The 17547-nt window shown below is 54.8% G+C and carries 15 protein-coding genes; 11 read left to right on the plus strand and 4 right to left on the minus strand.

Annotated features, from left to right (window positions below; translation table 11 throughout):
- Positions 1 to 40: 40 nt before the first annotated feature.
- The 3 genes from VFE46_00675 to VFE46_00685 all read left to right on the plus strand — a co-directional run bounded on the left by VFE46_00675 (position 41) and on the right by VFE46_00685 (position 4050).
- Complete coding sequence (locus tag VFE46_00675) at positions 41 to 286, plus strand: LssY C-terminal domain-containing protein (GenBank protein ID HZZ26489.1); 246 nt, start codon at positions 41 to 43, stop codon at positions 284 to 286.
- A gap of 68 nt (positions 287 to 354) precedes the next feature.
- Positions 355 to 2721, plus strand: a complete 2367-nt coding sequence (locus VFE46_00680) for a DUF1592 domain-containing protein (GenBank protein HZZ26490.1) — start codon at positions 355 to 357, stop codon at positions 2719 to 2721.
- Between the two features lie 12 nt (positions 2722 to 2733).
- Entirely contained in the window at positions 2734 to 4050 is a 1317-nt protein-coding gene (locus tag VFE46_00685) for a DUF1552 domain-containing protein (protein HZZ26491.1), read from the plus strand.
- A gap of 8 nt (positions 4051 to 4058) precedes the next feature.
- On the opposite strand, the gene VFE46_00690 is transcribed toward VFE46_00685, so the two are convergent.
- Entirely contained in the window at positions 4059 to 6905 is a 2847-nt protein-coding gene (locus VFE46_00690) for a hypothetical protein (GenBank protein HZZ26492.1), read from the minus strand.
- 150 nt (positions 6906 to 7055) lie between these two features.
- On the opposite strand from VFE46_00690, the gene VFE46_00695 reads away from it, so the two are divergent.
- The 6 genes from VFE46_00695 to VFE46_00720 all read left to right on the plus strand — a co-directional run bounded on the left by VFE46_00695 (position 7056) and on the right by VFE46_00720 (position 13776).
- Positions 7056 to 8783 carry a tetratricopeptide repeat protein gene (locus VFE46_00695; GenBank protein ID HZZ26493.1) on the plus strand — a complete coding sequence of 576 codons (1728 nt, stop codon included), beginning with the start codon at positions 7056 to 7058 and terminating at the stop codon, positions 8781 to 8783.
- A 114-nt stretch (positions 8784 to 8897) separates the two neighbouring features.
- A complete protein-coding gene (locus VFE46_00700; protein HZZ26494.1) occupies positions 8898 to 10040 on the plus strand; it encodes a hypothetical protein in 1143 nt (380 codons plus the stop codon).
- Between the two features lie 132 nt (positions 10041 to 10172).
- Positions 10173 to 11453, plus strand: coding sequence for a pectinesterase family protein (locus VFE46_00705; protein HZZ26495.1), 1281 nt, complete (start codon positions 10173 to 10175; stop codon positions 11451 to 11453).
- A gap of 47 nt (positions 11454 to 11500) precedes the next feature.
- The gene (locus VFE46_00710) at positions 11501 to 12526 is read left to right on the plus strand and encodes a glycoside hydrolase family 16 protein (GenBank protein ID HZZ26496.1); all 1026 of its coding nucleotides are present in this window, start codon (positions 11501 to 11503) and stop codon (positions 12524 to 12526) included.
- Between the two features lie 63 nt (positions 12527 to 12589).
- Positions 12590 to 13264: a hypothetical protein gene (locus tag VFE46_00715; GenBank protein HZZ26497.1), complete on the plus strand. Its 675-nt coding sequence runs from the start codon at positions 12590 to 12592 to the stop codon at positions 13262 to 13264.
- Between the two features lie 74 nt (positions 13265 to 13338).
- Positions 13339 to 13776 carry a nucleoside deaminase gene (locus VFE46_00720; protein HZZ26498.1) on the plus strand — a complete coding sequence of 146 codons (438 nt, stop codon included), beginning with the start codon at positions 13339 to 13341 and terminating at the stop codon, positions 13774 to 13776.
- A gap of 85 nt (positions 13777 to 13861) precedes the next feature.
- On the opposite strand, the gene VFE46_00725 is transcribed toward VFE46_00720, so the two are convergent.
- From VFE46_00725 to VFE46_00735, 3 genes are all read right to left on the minus strand, one after another.
- A complete protein-coding gene (locus tag VFE46_00725; protein HZZ26499.1) occupies positions 13862 to 15190 on the minus strand; it encodes a hypothetical protein in 1329 nt (442 codons plus the stop codon).
- A 62-nt stretch (positions 15191 to 15252) separates the two neighbouring features.
- Complete coding sequence (locus VFE46_00730; GenBank protein ID HZZ26500.1) at positions 15253 to 16182, minus strand: ABC transporter ATP-binding protein; 930 nt, start codon at positions 16180 to 16182, stop codon at positions 15253 to 15255.
- On the minus strand, positions 16175 to 16567 hold the full coding sequence (locus VFE46_00735) for a GntR family transcriptional regulator (GenBank protein HZZ26501.1): 393 nt from the start codon (positions 16565 to 16567) through the stop codon (positions 16175 to 16177). Before VFE46_00735 ends, VFE46_00730 begins: the two co-directional genes overlap by 8 nt.
- A 127-nt stretch (positions 16568 to 16694) precedes the next feature.
- On the opposite strand from VFE46_00735, the gene VFE46_00740 reads away from it, so the two are divergent.
- The gene (locus VFE46_00740) at positions 16695 to 17000 is read left to right on the plus strand and encodes a hypothetical protein (protein HZZ26502.1); all 306 of its coding nucleotides are present in this window, start codon (positions 16695 to 16697) and stop codon (positions 16998 to 17000) included.
- A 260-nt stretch (positions 17001 to 17260) separates the two neighbouring features.
- Positions 17261 to 17527: a DUF2442 domain-containing protein gene (locus tag VFE46_00745; protein HZZ26503.1), complete on the plus strand. Its 267-nt coding sequence runs from the start codon at positions 17261 to 17263 to the stop codon at positions 17525 to 17527.
- Positions 17528 to 17547: the final 20 nt, after the last annotated feature.

Raw genomic sequence — 17547 nt, forward strand, 5'->3', positions numbered from 1 at the left:
AGCGCTACCTGCCAACACGGCCGAGCCGAGTTTCCAACCGTTGTGGCTGGGTGTTGCAACACTCGATACTAGCGTCGGCTTCTGTCAAACCACCGGCGAAATTACCCACCACATTAGCTCCAATGTGGATGCCGAGCGAGACAAATTATTGAACGATTTGCAAACGGCCGGAGAAATTAGCTCGGTCGATTGGATCGACAATTTTCAACCGCAACACGAAGGCCGCAACGGCGGGGGGCGATCCTTACCATACCGACGGCCGCCTTGCGGTGGGAACGTTAACTGATTTGCCCAGTGGACACCCCTAGCGAGCAAGCGTTGACCACTGCTGCGCGGGCACGATAAACTAGTAATATGCCCGGACGAATTCCCGCCTTTAGCCGCCATCTGCTGGCGGCGCCCGCCTATATTTTTTTGGCGCTAGCCGTTTCGCAGGCAGTTGCGGCTGATCTTCGCAGCGGACAGGATATTTACGCTACTACGTGTGCCAAGTGCCACGGCGCCGCCGGCGAAGGAACAAAAGAGCATCACCCCGATCCGCTAGTGGGCGACCGTTCCGTTGCCGAATTGGCGCGGTTGATCGAAAAATCGATGCCGGAAGATCAGCCTGGAACGTGCACCGGCGACGATGCCCACCAGGTTGCGGCCTACATTTACGATGCCTTTTACTCCCCGGCCGCCAGAGTTCGCAATCAGCCGGCCCGCATTGAATTGGCTCGTCTGACCGTCCGGCAGTATCAAAATGCGGTCACCGATTTGATCGCCAGCTTCCGTGGCCCAACGAAGATTAGCGAGCAGTACGGTTTGCGTGGCGAATACTTCCGGTCGCGCAACTTTGACGAGAAAGATCGTCTGCTCGATCGCATCGATGCACAGGTGGCGTTTGATTTTGGCGATGCAAGCCCAGGCGGCGAAAAGTTCGACCCGCGGCAATTCTCCATTCGCTGGCAAGGCGCGCTGCTCGCGCCCGATACCGGCGATTACGAGTTCTTAATTGCCACCGATCACGCCGCGCGCCTGTGGGTAAACGATGCTCATCAACCCTTGATCGATGCCTGGGTGAAGTCGGGCAACGACACGGAATTTCGCGGCTCCATTCACTTGCTTGGCGGGCGTGCCTACCCGCTGCGGCTGGAGTTTTCCAAATCGAAGCAAGGCGTCGACGATTCTGACAAGAATAAGAACAAGCCACCGCAAAAAGCGTCCATTGCACTGCGCTGGAAATTGCCGCACCTGACGGAAGAAATCATTCCGCAGCGGTGCTTGTGGCCGACCCAAATGCCAGAAGTGTTTGTCGCAAGCGCCCCCTTTCCGCCGGACGATCGCAGCACGGGTTATGAGCGCGGCACATCGATTTCCAAAGAATGGGATCGAGCTACCACTGAGGATGCAATCGAAACGGCCGATTACGTCGCGTCACATTTGTACGATCTGGCCGACGTGAAGGAGTCGTCGCCCGAGCGTGCCGCAAAAATTCGTAACTTTTGCACACGTTTTGTGCAGCGCGCCTTTCGCCGGCCACTTACCGAGGAGCAGGCCGCGCGCTACATCGGCCATCAGTTCGAGCAGTCCGGCGACAATTTCGAATTTGCTGCCAAGCGCGTGGTGCTGCTGGCGCTTAAATCACCTTGGTTTTTGTATCGCGAAATCGGCGACGAAAATCCAAACACTTCCTACGATGTGGCCGCTCGGCTGGCATTTGGAATTTGGGATTCAATTCCCGATCATGATTTGTCGCAATCGGCAAAAGCCGGGCAATTGGCCACGCACGAGCAGTTGGTGCATCAGGCTGAACGCATGTTGGCAGATGTGCGCGCCCATTCGAAACTGCGAGACTTTTTTCTGCAATGGCTGAAAGTCGACCAAATTCCCGACCTATCGAAAGACCCAACCCAGTATCCCGATTTCACTCCTGAAATCGCCACCGATTTGCGCACTTCTTTGGAGTTGTGCATCAATCATGTGCTGGGGAGCGATTCCTCCGACTTCCGGCAACTGTTTTTAACCACTTCGATTCCGCTCAACGGGCGGCTGGCGAAATTCTTCGGCGTAGAACTGCCCGCCGATGCGCCGTTTCAAAACGTAGAGTTTGAGCCCGACCATCGCGCTGGATTGCTGACGCATCCGTATTTGCTAGCCACCTTTGCCCACGCGCAAACCAGTTCTCCCATTCACCGCGGCGTGTTCATTTCGCGGAATTTGTTAGGCCGGGCTTTGCGGCCGCCTCCGGAGGCTATGATTCCGTTTGCGCCGGAATTGCATCCCGACCTGACTACCCGGCAACGGGTGGCGCTTCAGACCAATTCCCAATCGTGCATGGTGTGCCATGCCACCATCAACCCGTTGGGATTTACGCTGGAAAACTTTGATGCTGTGGGACGGTTTCGCGCGGAGGAGCAAGGTAAGTCGATTGATGCCAGCGGTGGCTATGAAACGCGCGGCGGTGAAACAGAACAGTTTTCCGGTGTGCGGGATCTGGCGAAATTCCTGGCCGACAGTGACGAAACCCACGCGGCCTTCGTCGAACATCTGTTTCATTTTTTAATCAAGCAACCTGTTCGCGCTTACGGGCCAGAGGAGCTCGACCAGCTTACGGTTTCGTTCAAGCAAAACGACTTTAATATTCGCAAACTGGTAGCCGAAATTGTGGCCAGCGCGGCAGTGTTGCCCGGGTCGCGACCGGCGTCCAACACTGAACCGGAACAAACGGAAAAGCCTTGAGGAATTACTGCAATGACCAAGTTCAACTCGCGCCGCGAATTTCTGCGTCACTTGGGAATTAGCGCCGCCGCAATCCCCTTCGCCCTGAATTTGCCCAGCCTCTGCTGGGGTGGCCAATCCAACCCTAAGCAGCGGCTCATCATTATGTTCAGCCCCAATGGCATTGTTCCCGACACGTTTTGGCCGGACGAGGTCGGTGACGATTTTATTTTCAAGGAAAGCCTTACGCCGCTGGAAGGTTTGCGCGACCAAACGCTCCTGTTACATGGCGTGTGCGATAAAGTCCGGGGCGATGGCGATAATCACATGCGTGGCATCGGCTGCCTGCTCACGGGAACCGAATTGTTCCCGGGCAACATTCAAGGCGGGTCCGATACACCGGCGGGCTGGGCCAGCGGGCTGTCGATCGATCAGGAGATTAAAAACTTTCTGCAAGCCAATTCCGAAACGCGCACGCGCTTCGGCTCGCTGGAGTTTGGCGTAATGGTTCCCGACCACGCTGATACGTGGACGCGCATGGTTTATTCTGGGCCGAATAAACCCATCACGCCCATCGACAATCCGTATCAAATGTTTGGCAAACTGTATGGGCGAATGAAAGATCAAGAAAGCCTGCGCAGCATTCTGGACGATTTGCAGGACGATTTCCACAAGCTCAGCTCCGCAGTCAGCGCTCCAGACCGGCGGCTGCTTGACGAACACGCGGCTTTCGTCCGCGATTTAGAACAAGAACTGCGTTCCGGCGATCAAAACGTCGGCCACGCCCTGCCCCAGTTGGAACCGGGCGTTAAGGAAGAAAACGACAACATGCCGCGGCTTAGCAAATTGCAAATCGATTTAATGGTCAACAGCTTCGCTGCCAATTTCGCCCGCATTGCTACGCTGCAATTTACCAACTCAGTCGGTCAGGCAAAGATGCACTGGTTGGGAGTGGATGAGGGGCATCACGAGCTTTCGCATCACGAAGATGGCAAGCAGGAATCGCAAGATAAGCTCACTCGCATTAACCGCTGGTATTGCGAGCAACTGGCATATCTTGCGCGACGGCTGGCAGATACACCTGAGCCCGGCGGCGACGGAAGCCTGCTCGATCACACGCTCATCGTTTGGACCAATGAATTGGGGAAAGGGAACACGCACACGCTCGATAATATTCCTTTCGTGTTGGTCGGCGGCGCGCCGGGCTTCCGTATGGGCCGCAAGCTTGATTTTCCCCTCGTTCCGCACAACCGGCTGTGGCTATCGGTCGCCCATACGTTCGGCCACGAGCTCAAGCGCTTTGGCAATCCCGATTATTGCAGCAGCGGGCCGCTAACCGGTTTAACGTGAGTCCACGCTCAGCCTTGCCGCACCACAAAGTACGGCTGATTGCACAGCGTTTCGTCAAAGCCAGGAAACTGCCAAGTGTGGCCATTCGCGCTGGTGAGCGCAAAGAAATACTGCAAAGGATACTGCGATTGCGTATACTCGCCAGGAATCATTGCTGCCCAACGATTGGCGTCGGCTTTCATCTCGGCGGTTTCATACTTTTCCGCTTGGTTAACATGGCGGTAATGTAAAGTCGACGATTGCAAATCATCGGCTTTCACAAGCGACGTGTAGCCCACCGTTAGCTTAATGGGAACTGCGTCACCAGGATGGAACTGCTTGGGCGGTTGATGAACGATTGAAATCGACGTAGGGTTAGCTGCATTTTTTGAATCGAGCAATTGGCGAATGCCGTCCCAGTCGGAGGATTTTTCAACTTGCACTGTGGCTGTTCCTTCCAGCAATTTTTTCATGCGCTGCACATCTTGATCAATGGCCGCCAGCCGCTCCGACCAACAGCCGCGCAATTGCTTTTCTGGGCCGAAGGTAATGTCACTGACGTAAACGCCGTCAGCGCCTTGGGCAATTTTCGCCCAAGTGTCCCGCGCCGTTTGATACTGCTTAACCGCTTCTTCCAATCCGCGTCGATCTTTGCTTTGCTGATAAATGCCAAACAAGAGTGCCGATTCAATTTTTTGCGCAAAGAATTCCCCCAACCCAATTTGAATTTGCACGTCGGCGATCAAACGTTTCAGATCGGGATTGCTCTTCGCGCCTGCCTGCTGGGTTATTTGCGTGAGATGCTTTCTGGTGTCTTCGACCAATCTATTTAACCAACTGATCACCTGCACCGGCGTATATTTTCCGGAGAACTTTTTGGCCACAATCTCCGCAGCGTATTCGTCGATGGTCGAAAACATTACTGGATCCAACGGACTGACGGTGCCGAACCGTTTGGGGCTGGGCGTATCGGAATACGGACTTCCCGCTGTGGCGTCGACAAGCGACATATTTGTGTAGATTTCCGGCCAATAATTGTTGTTGGCCGCCGAGGGAAGGTGGGCGCTTGTGATGAGCGGAATGATTCGACTGGAATGCGCTAAAGCCTGTTCTGCCGACAAGGCTGCTGCGCCCCAATTCTTTTGCAGCATGCGACGCCAGACTTCTGGATCGGCATCGGGGTTGTACAACAATCGTCCCCACAATCGGTATGTATACGCATATTTTTCCCAATCGGCGGCGGGCTTGAGGGCCTCATCTTGGTAAGCATTGCGACCGCCTGCCAGGCCGGAACCTTGTTTACCTTTGAACGACAGCGGCTCTTGGATTTCCATCCCCGTACTGCCGCAAAAACTGGCGTAGCGTCCCCAGGCGGCGGCCATGGCCGGGTCGCCCCAAAGCAGCAATTTCATCGAACCCGGCCACATGCGAAACATCACTCCATATTCGCGATTTTCGCGAAACAAATCGCCATAGCTGTAGCGCATGAATCGCCGCTGGCCGTTGCTGAGTGCGAACAGGCTTTGATTGCTCGCTTTGCCGTCGGCATTGCGCTTGCTGTTGTCGCTTCCCGCGCCTTTGCTAGCCGTTTCGCTGCGCTGTGACGCCGGAGGCATTTCCAGCGAGCGAATGGCCGCCTGATGATACGGCAAGCCCGTGTGTTCGGCCCAGTACTTGGGCGAAACGTTAATTGGCATGCCCGTGGCCAGCGCCCCTTCGATCATGCGCTGGTCGATTCCTTTGGCGTGCAAATCGATTTCTACTTTCCGCCCTGCCCCGGCCGCACCTTTAAAAATAGTTTCCCAAAATTCATAGCTACCTTCCGGCACCCCGCTTTCGCCATGCGTGCGAATGGTTACGCCGTGAATTGCCGGGCATGCCGAAAGCAGCTGCGTCAGCGCCTCGCGGCAATAGTTCGCATGGTTATCGGAATTCAGCCCGTCGATGGTGTAATTTGCCTGCGGACTGTCGGCCCAGCGATAGGCATGGGTCCACAATCCCAATTGAAAATCGAGGCCGCGCTTAGTGGCGGCCTCGCTGATCCATCGTAAAAGCAATAAATTTTCATCGCGCTCCGCATCCGGCAAGCCCGCTGCACGCACGTTATATCCCGGCACGGCCAGGAAAAATGGGTATGCAAAGTGAAAGTAACAATCGTGAATTTGGCGCGTGAAGTCGTAACCCAGGCCCAACGTAAGCGCAAAGCGGTTAAACCGCTCGGTCGACAACATCGTGAAATAATTTTCCCAAAACGATTTGTCCCGATACCACGGCAAATCTTCCACGTTGCTGACAAATAATCGAGCAATGCTGCGAATGGCATTGGCCGGTTGTTCTACGATCGGTTTTTGCGCTTCGATGGCGGCCAGCGGCGGATCGGAGTGCACCACTCGATCGGCAACTTCCAGAATGGCGTACATTAGCCCCCGTTCGTCGCTCCCCACGGCAAAGAGCGCCGTTTTGTCTCCCAAGCCGGCTGAGGCCAATGCCAAGGTTTCCGGAGAATCGGGCAGTGTGATTTTCGCTTGCTCCAGTACTTCCTTAAGCCAAGACGATTTGGGGCTGGCAGCGACAATGCAAAATTCCGCGGCCCCAACATCGCCAATCCGTCGGCAGCGCCTGACTGTAATGCCCAAAGCCGTCAGAGCCTTGCTCAATTGATCTAATGCCCATTGCGGGGCTTTTGCCGCCGCGATGGCATCTGCCGGGTCGCACACCAAGGCGACAGTTTTGCCATGGTCGCCTGTGTGCCGAGGGGCATTTTGTGCCCCTTCCGCGCCGAATCCTGATTTCACCAACAGGCCGGCCGCAGCCATTCCCGTGACCGCGCTGGTGCTGGATAAAAAAGTACGCCGCGAAATGGGCTGGCTGCTCATGCTTTATTCTCCGGCGAATTCCCTAAAGGAGGCTGCTGCACTTGCGTTCTAGCTCTACTTCCAGAAAAAATGCGAGGTATGGCCGCCGCTAAAAAATCGTCGAGTTCGAGCGTTGAAATCATCCCAGATCAGCCGGAAGGTTCTCAATGTTTGGATTCTCATCATCTGCCGACCGGAAGTCGCAACAGACCGCACGTGCATTGGGACGTGCTGGCTGGAATTGTAATCCTCGTGGTTGCCACCAGCCTTGCCTATCTTCCTGCCTGGAACGGCGGATTTATTCTCGATGACGACGGACTACTGTTGAACAACCCGTTGGTGCAGGCTCCCGATGGTTTGTATCGATTATGGTTTACGACGCAATCGCAAGACTACTGGCCGCTAACGTATACAACTTTTTGGCTGGAGTGGCGGTTATGGGGCAATCATCCAGCAGGGTATCACGCGGTCAATCTGGTGCTGCACATTGGCGAATCGCTGTTGATTTGGCTGATTATAAGTCGCCTATCGATTCCTGGCGGTTTTTTGGCCGCCGCTTTGTTCGCGCTGCATCCGGTCAACGTCGAATCAGTGGCTTGGATTTCGCAACGGAAGAACACGTTATCGCTGCTGTTCTTTCTGCTGTCGATTTTGTGGTATTTGAAGTCCGACCGATCGCTGACCAACCTGGGGGACGGCTCCGCCGATCCATTAGCGCAATCTACCCGGCCGGCGTCGCCGCGCAAAGCTGGTTGGTACCTGCTCAGTTTGTTTGCCTTTGTACTAGCCTGCCTCAGTAAAGGTTCCGTGGTCATTTTGCCGTTGATTCTGCTGGCGATTATTGCCTGGAAGCGGCCAGCTACGAAGCGGGACCTCATTCGGCTCATTCCCTTGGTCATCGTGGCGGTCGTGTTTGCGGCCTTGAATGTGTGGTTTCAGAAATTGGCCACACCCGGAGTGATCCGCACCGCCGGAATGGAAGAACGTACCTTGGGCGCCGGCGCGGCGGTCTGGTTCTACTTATATAAAGCGATGTGGCCATTCGATTTGGCATTTATTTACCCGCTTTGGCAGATCGAACCGCAAGATTGGCAATGGTGGCTCCCGTTGATGGCAGCGGTGGCCGTCACTGCAATTTTGGTTTTGAAACGAAGCACGGCCTGGGGGCGCGCTTTTTTATTGGCGTGGGTCTTCTTCTGCATTGCGCTGTTGCCGGTATTGGGTTTCACTGATGTTGGGTTTATGCGGTTCTCTTTAGTGGCCGACCATTATCAGCACGTAGCCATCATCGCGGTTGTGGCATTGGTCGCCGCCGGATGGAGCCGTTGGCGACACTCATCTTCGGGGGCAACGATTCTCGCCGCTAATGCTGTTACCGCCGCAATATTGTGCACGCTGGCCTATTTAACGTGGCGACAAAGCAGTCTATATCGCGATGCACGAACCATTTATACTGCCGCCATCGAAAAAAATCCAAATTGCTGGATGCTGCATGGGAACCTGGGAGACGCTTTGCTCGATGAAGGCGAAACGGCCGCCGCCACCGAGCAATTGAACATCGCCTTGCAACTAAACCTCGATTCGTTCGATGCCCATTGCAACTTAGGCGTGGCTTTATTCAAGCTGCATCAACCTGCGGCGGCAATTCAGCACTTGCGGCGGGCGGTTGAACTGAAACCCACGATGCAGGAAGCATACCATCAACTGACTATGATTTACGTCGAAACCAACCAGCCCGAGTTAGCGCTGGCCACCGCCGAAAAGGCGTTGAGCACTGCGCGTTCTCTCGGGCAGGATTCCGTCGTGGCCGACATTACCGCTTGGGAACAAAAATATAAAGCACACCAGCCTAATCTGAAGAAACCGGTCGATCCCAAGTCGATTCAGATCGAGCATTAGGGATACAATGCAATCATCAACGGCGGCTAGCCCCGCGTCGATTCTGTTGCTTGTCCAGCTTGAAAAAATTTCGCACACCCGCCAAAGTTACCGCAAACACTTTTCGACACTCTCATGAGTGACACCGTTTCCAATTTCGTGTGGCTCACCTGTCCGACTTGCCGTTGGCGACGGGAGTTCCCGCGGAATCAAGTACAGGGCACGCCGCGCTGTCGGCAATGCGGCGGCGCCGTTGTGGAAACAGCGTCGGCAATGCCGGCGATCGCCCCGACGATTTTTCCGGAGGAAGAATTAGCTTTGGAGCCGGTCGAGTTGCCGCCGGTTTCTGGCGTGCAGCACGTTTTGACTTCCAGCGAACCGGAAATTGGGCTCGCCCCAGCTCCGGTGGCGCGGCCCCCGCTTTTCGTTCGATCCGATGTGGCACGCGGATCGGTATCGGAAGAAAAGCCGCGCGAGGATGTCATCACTCCGCCGCGCCGCGCTGGCCTGCAATGGGCATTTACCAACAACGTGTTGGGGTTCCCGTTCCAAAGATATGCGTTAGCGCAGTGGATTTGTGCATCCGTGGCATTAATTGTTGGCGACGAAGCAGCGCTATTAAGCATGATGGGTTTTATGAGCCACAGCATGGCCGGAGCGCTGCAAACCGGATGCTTTGGCATCGCTGCGTTTTTTGCGGTGCTATTCAGCCTTTCGTACCTTGCCGCTTGTTTCATGGACATCACCGTCAATGCAGCCTACAACATTGACAAAGCTCATGAGTGGCCAGATCCTAACTGGCGCGAACGAGTGCTGGTATTGGTGCGATTAATGTGGGTGGGAACGATAGTGGTTTTGCTTACGTCGGCAATGGCCGGCGTGTCCAGCTTTTTTGTAGATATTTTCCTGCCCACGTGCTTGGTACTCACCTTCCTGCTGTTTCCCATTGTTCTTCTTGGCGCATTGGAAGCAGATTCCTTTTTTTGGCCCGTCTCTGGGCCGGTTTTTCGCAGCCTGCGTACAGCGTGGCAAGCCTGGATACTGTTCTATTTTTTGACGGCAATCTTGTGGGGCGCCAACGAGGTAATCACGCGAGTGCTGTTCGATGCCTCGCCGTTTCTCATGCCGCTGGTTGCCGGTCCATTGTTTGCCGCTGCCGTTTTTATTTATGGGAGGTTGCTGGGGCGCTTGGCTTGGTTTATTCTGCGTAAAACCGATACCGACCAAGATCACAAAGCCACCCAACGATCGCTCGAACAACGCCGCTGGGAAATGTGACTAACTCCCACGCCAATGCTTACAAAGTCGAATCGCATGAAAGCCGCCAGAGTACAACCGATATTGGAAAAATTTGTGCAGCGATTTCTTTTTTTAGCCAGCCTTGCGTTGCTTGCCTTTCTGAACCACGCCATGGCCGCAGAGCCGGAAACTGCATCGCCAAAAACCGGTACGGAGTTTTCACTGCCGCCTGATATTACCGTCGCCGCAGACGGCAGCGGCGATTTCCACACGGTTCAGGAAGCTGTCGCTTCGATTCCGCACAACAACCACGAGCGAAAAATTATTTCCATCAAGCCCGGCGTGTACAAAGAAAAAATCCGGGTGAATGCCGGCAACATTACTTTGCGCGGAGAAAATCGTAATAACACGCGGCTCGAATTTCCGCAATTGGCCGACGATTTCACCAGCCACCCCGATGACATTGGCCGCGGCGTTATTAACGTGCATGGCGATGATTTCGTGCTCGACAACCTTACGGTGGCCAACACGGCCGGCGTCATCGGCAAGCATGCCTTTGCCATTTATGGCACGGCCGATCGAACGGTCATCGTCGACAGCGACGTGCTGAGCGAGGGGAACGACACGGTCTCGCTATGGAAAGGTCAAAGCGGACGATACTACCATGCGCGCTGCAATTTTCGCGGATCGGTCGATTTTGTTTGCCCGCGAGGTTGGTGTTACGTGACGGATTGCAGTTTCTATGAAGTCAAATCTACGGCCGCCGTGTGGCACGACGGCCACGTGAACGAAGACATGAAATACGTGTTGCACAATTGCAAATTCGACGGCGTGAAAGGCTGGTGCTTGGCCCGCCACCACGTCGATGCCCAGTTTTATTTTCTCGATTGCACATTTTCCAGCACGATGGCCGATCGACCGCCGCGGCGAGTGATTTATCCGCTGGGCAGCGCGCCGGCCACCGATTCTGACAAGCAGCGCAATGCCGATTTAGATAAGCAAAACTTATGGGGCGAACGGGCTTATTTTTTCAATTGCCATCGCGATGGCGGCGATTATGCGTGGTTTGCCGATAATTTATCCACCGCCGCCGGTTCTCCCAAGCCGGAACAAATTACTGCGGCTTGGACCTTCAACAATACCTGGAATCCAGAACATCCTCAGCCCGCCGCGATCAAAGATTTTAAATCTATGGAAGGAAAAATTGCGGTTACATTCACGAGCGATGTCACCGTCAAAGGAAAGCCGCGCTTGGAGCTTAAGAGGAATGCATTTGCCGAGTACGCCTCCGGCAGCGGCAGTAACACGCTCCAATTTACCCTTCCGGAAGGCGCCACGGATGTTCAAGTGGTTAAGTTCGATCTGAATGATGGTGCAATTATCAATTCCGAAGCCAGCGCGGCGCTAACCCCCGCCAATCTCCAACTGGTGAAGGTCGACAATCAGAAATGAACTATCGCATGAACCATTTACCATCGCGGGCAAAAGGGAACCGCATCATGCCAAATCGCTTGGCCATGTTGCTTGCTGGTTGCGCGGTTTTGCTGCTTGTGCCGCAGGCGCGCGCAGAAAATCCAACCTCCGAGTCGAGCAAATCGACCACAGCACCGCCATCCGCCGGCGCGTCGAACGAAAACAGAGCGCCGAGCGACAAAGCAGCAGAGTATCAACTGGTGTGGTCTGACGAATTCAATCAAGATGGCCGGCCTGATCCGAAAAACTGGACCTACGAGCACGGCTTTGTCCGCAACCATGAAGCCCAATGGTATCAGCCCGAAAACGCGCGCTGCGAAAACGGTTTATTGATTATCGAAGCCCGCCGCGAAAAGTTCAAAAATCCGAACTACGATGCCAGCGCTAATAGCCAGCGCTGGCAGCGCAGCCGCGAATACGCCGATTACACTTCCTGCAGCATGACGACGCGCGGCCTGCACGAATGGACCTATGGCCGGTTCGAAATGCGCGGCCGCATCGACACCAGCGCCGGCTTGTGGCCCGCTTGGTGGACGCTGGGCCGCGGCCGTTGGCCGGCCGCCGGCGAAATCGACATCATGGAGTATTATCGGGGCATACTGAAGGCGAACATCGCTTGGGCTGGCGAACAAAATCGGGGCGGCGCCACCTGGAATTCCGCGGTCCGGCAAATTAGTCGCTTTCCGGCAGATTGGTCGTCGAAATTTCATATTTGGCGCATGGATTGGGACGAGAACGACATCAAGTTGTACGTGGATGATATGCTGCTCAACGACCAAGACCTGACGAAAACCATCGATAACGATGCTAGAAAAACCAATCCCTTTGTTGCCGCGCCGCAGTACATGATTTTGAACGTGGCCGTCGGAGGCGACAACGGCGGCGATCCTTCGCAAACCACTTTTCCCTCCAAAATGGAAGTCGATTATGTCCGTGTCTACCAAAAGCATGCAGCCGATCGCATAAATCATGAAACTGGCGACAAAGGAACCAGCCAAAAAAATAACGGCCAAAAAACAGACAGCCCGAACAGCGACGATACAAAAGGTTAACAGCAACAGAACTGAAAATAATAAGCCCACACAAAAGCAGCGGCAAGAACGCAGCGGTGCCTGATGAATCAATCCGAGGATCTTGTTTCTCCCCAGCGTTTGCGGACGTCGCAAATTATCGCCGGGGCCCTGCTGCTTGGCCTGCTTAATTTTTGTCTCATTACTTTGTGGCTGGTGCAAATCCAAAACCAAGGTCATGGTTTCATTGCCAACGCCGATTTCCCTGCAATCACTTGTGCCGCCCTCTTCATGGGAATGGTCAATGTGCCCCTGTCGTTTGTCATGCCCAATTTGACCACGCAGCGGGCAATTAAACAGATTGTCAGCGGTAAATGGGAGCAAAAACCGGCCGACAATTGTATTCCTTTATCACCGAACGGAATTATTTTCCAGCAACTGGCGCTGTATTTTCAGCGCAAAGCGGCAGCCAGCGGAAAAAACTTGCAAAAACCGACATCCATTCCAGATCAATTAACGATGACCTATCAAACGTCGCTAATCGTCGGTCTGGCCCTGCTGGAAGGCGCTGCCTTTCTGGCAGTCATGGCGTACTTGATGGAGGCTCACTGGCTCGCATTAGCGATGGTAGGCATGATAACCATGGTGATGCTGATAAAATTCCCCACAGCCAACAAAGTTCGGGCTTGGCTGCTGGCGCAGGCCGATCAAATCGAACAATTACGCCAAACCAGTGGAACAAATACCGCTCAAGAGTTTCCCACGGCTTCCAAATTCTGAGCCCATATCATACTTTCCTACTGCTGCTCTGTGTCTCTGCCTCTGCGTGGTGAAATTGCATTAGGAGCAACCATATGGACCCATTGATGCAGGCCGCCATTGCAGAAGCCGAGGCCGGCTATGCCGAAGGGGGCATTCCCATCGGCTCGGTGATTGTGCATCAGGGTAAAATCATCGGCCGCGGGCACAATCGGCGGGTGCAAAAAGGAAGTGCAATCTTGCACGGCGAAATGGACGCCCTGGAAAACGCCGGGCGCCAACCGGCCCGGGTTTACCGCCAGTGTGTGTTGTATACCACTCTTTCCCCGTGCCCCATGTGCAGCGGCACGATTTTATTGTACGGCATTCCGCACGTCATCGTGGGCGAAAATCAAACGTTCATGGGGGAAGAAGAATTGCTGCGAGGCCGCGGCGTGAAAGTGGAAGTGCTGCAAGACCCGCGCTGCATCGAACTCATGCGCCGCTTCATCCGCGAGAAGCCCGAGCTGTGGAATGAGGATATTGGCGTGTGATGGAATGGGGCATGCGGAATGGGGAATGGGGAATATAAAGCCGCGACCGGTGGTCGCGCTGGGGGCGTCGCAGGCCGTCGCTAATTTACCCCAACTCCATCTGCATCCATCGCCGGTAGGCGTCCCACGTAATCAAAACGCCCGCGGCAACAATGCCCGGCGTAACCCAGACGAGCGCGCCCAGTGTTGCGGTTCGCCAATTAATAAACGGCTCAAGTATGAGCAATGCGGCTAAAAATATGATCATCGCGGCCAAAAACGTGAACCAAGCATATCGCATCATCCAAATTGCCAGTCCGAAGGTTAACACTTGCAGCGCAGCTATCACCACCAATGCGCTGAGCGTCTGACTCCAATTCGGCGCGCCCGCCGCAAGCACATATGCCAGCGCACACCACGCAATATTCATCCGTACGCACTCCATTGCCGCTCGATAGGCATAGGTTAGCCCCCTCTCAATCAAAAATTGCGATCGCGTTATCGGTCGCAGCAATTCGATAGCTGCCATTTGGCGCTGCTGCTGCCACGTCATCGCCACGCTGAAAACAGGGGCAAACATGATGTAGAAGGCACCGATTGGCAGTACGCTTGGTCGCAGGTCGGGCGACTCCGTTGAGGCGATACCCCAGAAGCCCAAAAACAAGACGATCGCGGTCCCCCATCCGCCGTCGCTGCGCACCACATTCCACAGCCTGACGCGCTTCCACAGCGATCCTCGGGCCCATTGCCGCCACAACGGAACTTGGCGCGCCGAAGGTGTCCCGAGACGGTACAGCCACGATGCCGTTCGTGGTCGCGCGCATGCAATGCTCAGCCCAAACTGTGAATAGCGTTTAGTTTCCCATAGCTCCATTAAGTCAATAAATCCTGCGTTTTCCTCGTTCATTCGTAACAGCCACACGAGCGTCGCTGCAATTCCGCAAACGCCCACGGCCAAAAGCGACAAACCGAACGCTTCATGCCGCCCTTGGCAGAGCTGCTCCAGCCATTTTTGAACCGGAGAAAACCAAACAATGAAAACAAACGGGATGAATAACACTGTCCATGGCGTTGGGGACGTGAAAACGGCAAATGTCACTGCGGTCAGCGCGAGGATAAGACCCAGCACCCCCCAACTCCATGTGCGGATGGCCATGCTTGCCGCAGGAACAACCACTGCTAACAGAACCAAAAATCCCACCACGACAATCACATGGGCCGCCACCGCATTTGGAATCCGCCGCTTGTGAATCTGAATAACCTGCTGCTTGAAATGCGTTGCGACAAATGCCGAACCAAGGAACGCCGGACAGATCATCATCCCGATCGCAGCCAGGATGTGTTGCTGCTGCATCAGCGCAATTTCTTTCGGTTCCACAGGTATTGCCGCCAAAGACCCAGCTATAGAGAACAGCAACAGGGAAACCGCTGCCATGGCAATTGGACCGGAAATCGCCCGTCGCCAATACGTCGCCAGTACCTGGTCAATTTGCGCCATCATGGTTGGTGCATCTCCAGGAAAATCTCTTCCAGGCTCAAATCCTCAATCTGCACGTCAGCCTTCCATTGGTGACACAATGCCGAGATCAGCTCCGGCGACAAATCGCGCGTGGCCACCATGGCATGGTGGCCATCGATGCGCGTCGACAGCGCGCCGGGCACAACGAAACTGCTTGGCAAAGGCGCCGCCGCCGAAAAATGCAGCCGCTTGATCGAATCTTTTAACTCGCCGAGCTCGCCGTGATATGCGATTTTTCCTTCCTTCAAAATCGCCACGGTGTCCGCCACGCGCTCCAGGTCGCTGGTAATGTGGGTGGAAAAAACGACCGTCCGATTCAGCTGATCGGCAATGTTCAGCACCTCGCTCAAAAACTCGCGCCGGGCCATTGGATCCAGGCTCGCGGCCGGTTCATCCAATATCAGCAGCTCGGGCTCATAGGCCAGCGACAGCACAATCGCCAGCCTTTGCTGCTGACCGACGGAAAGCATTCCAAAGAAATCGTCCAGCGGAATCTCCCAGCGCTGCACCAATTCTGCCCCCAATTCGGCGTTCCAATTCCGGTAGAATGCGGCCGTGTACGCCATCAAGTGCTTCACCTTCATCCAGGTATACAGTGTCACAACCTGCGGAACATATCCCAGCCGCTCCTTGGCTTGAGCCGACAGGTCCCAGGCATTTTCCCCCAACAGCGTTGCCGATCCGTCGGTCGGCTTCAGCAAACCGAGCAGGCACTTGATGAGGGTCGTTTTGCCGGCGCCGTTTTTGCCCAAGAGGCCCAGCACCGTTCCCCGCGGAACCTCCAGGTTCACTCCGCGCAGTACTTCCTTGCCCTGTTTGAACTGCTTTCGCAAGCCGCTCACGTCGATTAGTAGTTCGGTCGAGTCCCTGGCCGTCGTTGGCCGGCTCGCGGTTTCTAAATTACTCACGATTGAGATCCTCCAGCATGGGTTCGAGCAATCGCAATACGTCGCTGGGCGGCAGCGAAAGCTGATACGCCGTGGCAGCCACTTGTTCCAATAGTGGTTTGAGCGCTTGCCGCCTGTCGCGGATCGTTCCGTTGCCCGACGGCGTTTTTAAGCGCATGCCTTGGCCGCGCACGTTTTCCAGCACCCCTTCCCGCTCTAAAATCGAATAGGCCTTGGAAACAGTCATGGGATTAATTTGCAATTCCTGGGCGACTTGCCGCACCGAGGGCAAAAAATCGCTGGCTTGCACCCGCCCCGTGGCAGCGTGCCGGCGCACCTGATCGACCAATTGCCGATACAGCGGCACGCCGGAACCCGGAAAAGCCTGAAACAAGAAGCGTGACATAGTGTATCACTATACTAATACGCTACCGGGCCGTCAAGCCTCGCCTTGGCCCTCCCGACCGAATCGGTTAAGATGCTCCTCTCAGACTAAGGAATCCCATGCAATTCAATGATCACGGAGATGCACGATGCGAATGCTGATTCGAGCCAATTGCCCTAATGAGCCGTTTAATACGTTGGTGCGAAAAGGGACTGCCGGGAAGATCATGGGTAAAATTCTGGCAGCGATTAAGCCGGAATCCGTTTATTTCACCGACATGGACGGCAAGCGGACGGCCCTATTGGTGGTGAATATGGAAAATGCATCCCAAATTCCGGCGTTGGCCGAACCGTTCTTTTTGAACTTTAACGCCGAATGCCATTTTCACCCCGTAATGACCTCCGACGATTTACAAAAAGCCGGCCTGGCCGAACTGGGCAAAAAATGGGGCTAAACTGTATCGGAAAGCCGATCACCACCAAATGCAGGTAACAACGCTGTGCCTACCATTCGTGGAATTCCCGGCCCGTACCGATTCTTTTTCTATAGTTTCGACTGCAATGAACCCCGGCATGTTCATCGAGAATATAAAACCTGCAAATTTTGGCTTGATCAAGTATCACTGGCGGCAAACAATGGATTTGCGGCACATGAGCTGAGCCGAATTCGCCGCATTATTACAGATCATCTGGAACATTTCATCGAGGCCTTGGGATGAGCACTGCGGCTAATGACGATCCCCGCATTCAAAGCGTCGAAGTGACCGCGGATTTGATTACAGCGCACTTGACCGATGGCCGCATCATCAGTGTGCCGCTGGTTTGGTCTTGGAGGCTGGCCAACGCCACGCCACAACAGCGAGCAGAATATGAAATTATCGGCCAAGGAGAAGGTGTCCATTGGCCACAACTTGATGAAGACATCGGCGCCCGAGGGATGTTGAGTGGCGTACCGGCTCGGCCACCCAAGCAAACCGCGTAAGGGCGGTTCCACCGAAGGCT

It is taken from the genome of Pirellulales bacterium, assembly GCA_035656635.1.
Lineage (GTDB): Bacteria > Planctomycetota > Planctomycetia > Pirellulales > JADZDJ01 > DATJYL01.

Bases quoted from the DNA above. Each gene is read 5' to 3' on its own strand.
- VFE46_00735 (HZZ26501.1), bottom strand. From the start codon at position 16,567: ATGTCACGCTTCTTGTTTCAGGCTTTTCCGGGTTCCGGCGTGCCGCTG.
- VFE46_00745 (HZZ26503.1), top strand. From the start codon at position 17,261: ATGAGCACTGCGGCTAATGACGATCCCCGCATTCAAAGCGTCGAAGTG.
- VFE46_00710 (HZZ26496.1), top strand. From the start codon at position 11,501: ATGCCAAATCGCTTGGCCATGTTGCTTGCTGGTTGCGCGGTTTTGCTG.
- VFE46_00725 (HZZ26499.1), bottom strand. From the start codon at position 15,190: ATGGCAGCGGTTTCCCTGTTGCTGTTCTCTATAGCTGGGTCTTTGGCG.
- VFE46_00700 (HZZ26494.1), top strand. From the start codon at position 8,898: ATGAGTGACACCGTTTCCAATTTCGTGTGGCTCACCTGTCCGACTTGC.
- VFE46_00680 (HZZ26490.1), top strand. From the start codon at position 355: ATGCCCGGACGAATTCCCGCCTTTAGCCGCCATCTGCTGGCGGCGCCC.
- VFE46_00690 (HZZ26492.1), bottom strand. From the start codon at position 6,905: ATGAGCAGCCAGCCCATTTCGCGGCGTACTTTTTTATCCAGCACCAGC.
- VFE46_00740 (HZZ26502.1), top strand. From the start codon at position 16,695: ATGCGAATGCTGATTCGAGCCAATTGCCCTAATGAGCCGTTTAATACG.
- VFE46_00720 (HZZ26498.1), top strand. From the start codon at position 13,339: ATGGACCCATTGATGCAGGCCGCCATTGCAGAAGCCGAGGCCGGCTAT.
- VFE46_00715 (HZZ26497.1), top strand. From the start codon at position 12,590: ATGAATCAATCCGAGGATCTTGTTTCTCCCCAGCGTTTGCGGACGTCG.
- VFE46_00705 (HZZ26495.1), top strand. From the start codon at position 10,173: ATGGCCGCAGAGCCGGAAACTGCATCGCCAAAAACCGGTACGGAGTTT.
- VFE46_00685 (HZZ26491.1), top strand. From the start codon at position 2,734: ATGACCAAGTTCAACTCGCGCCGCGAATTTCTGCGTCACTTGGGAATT.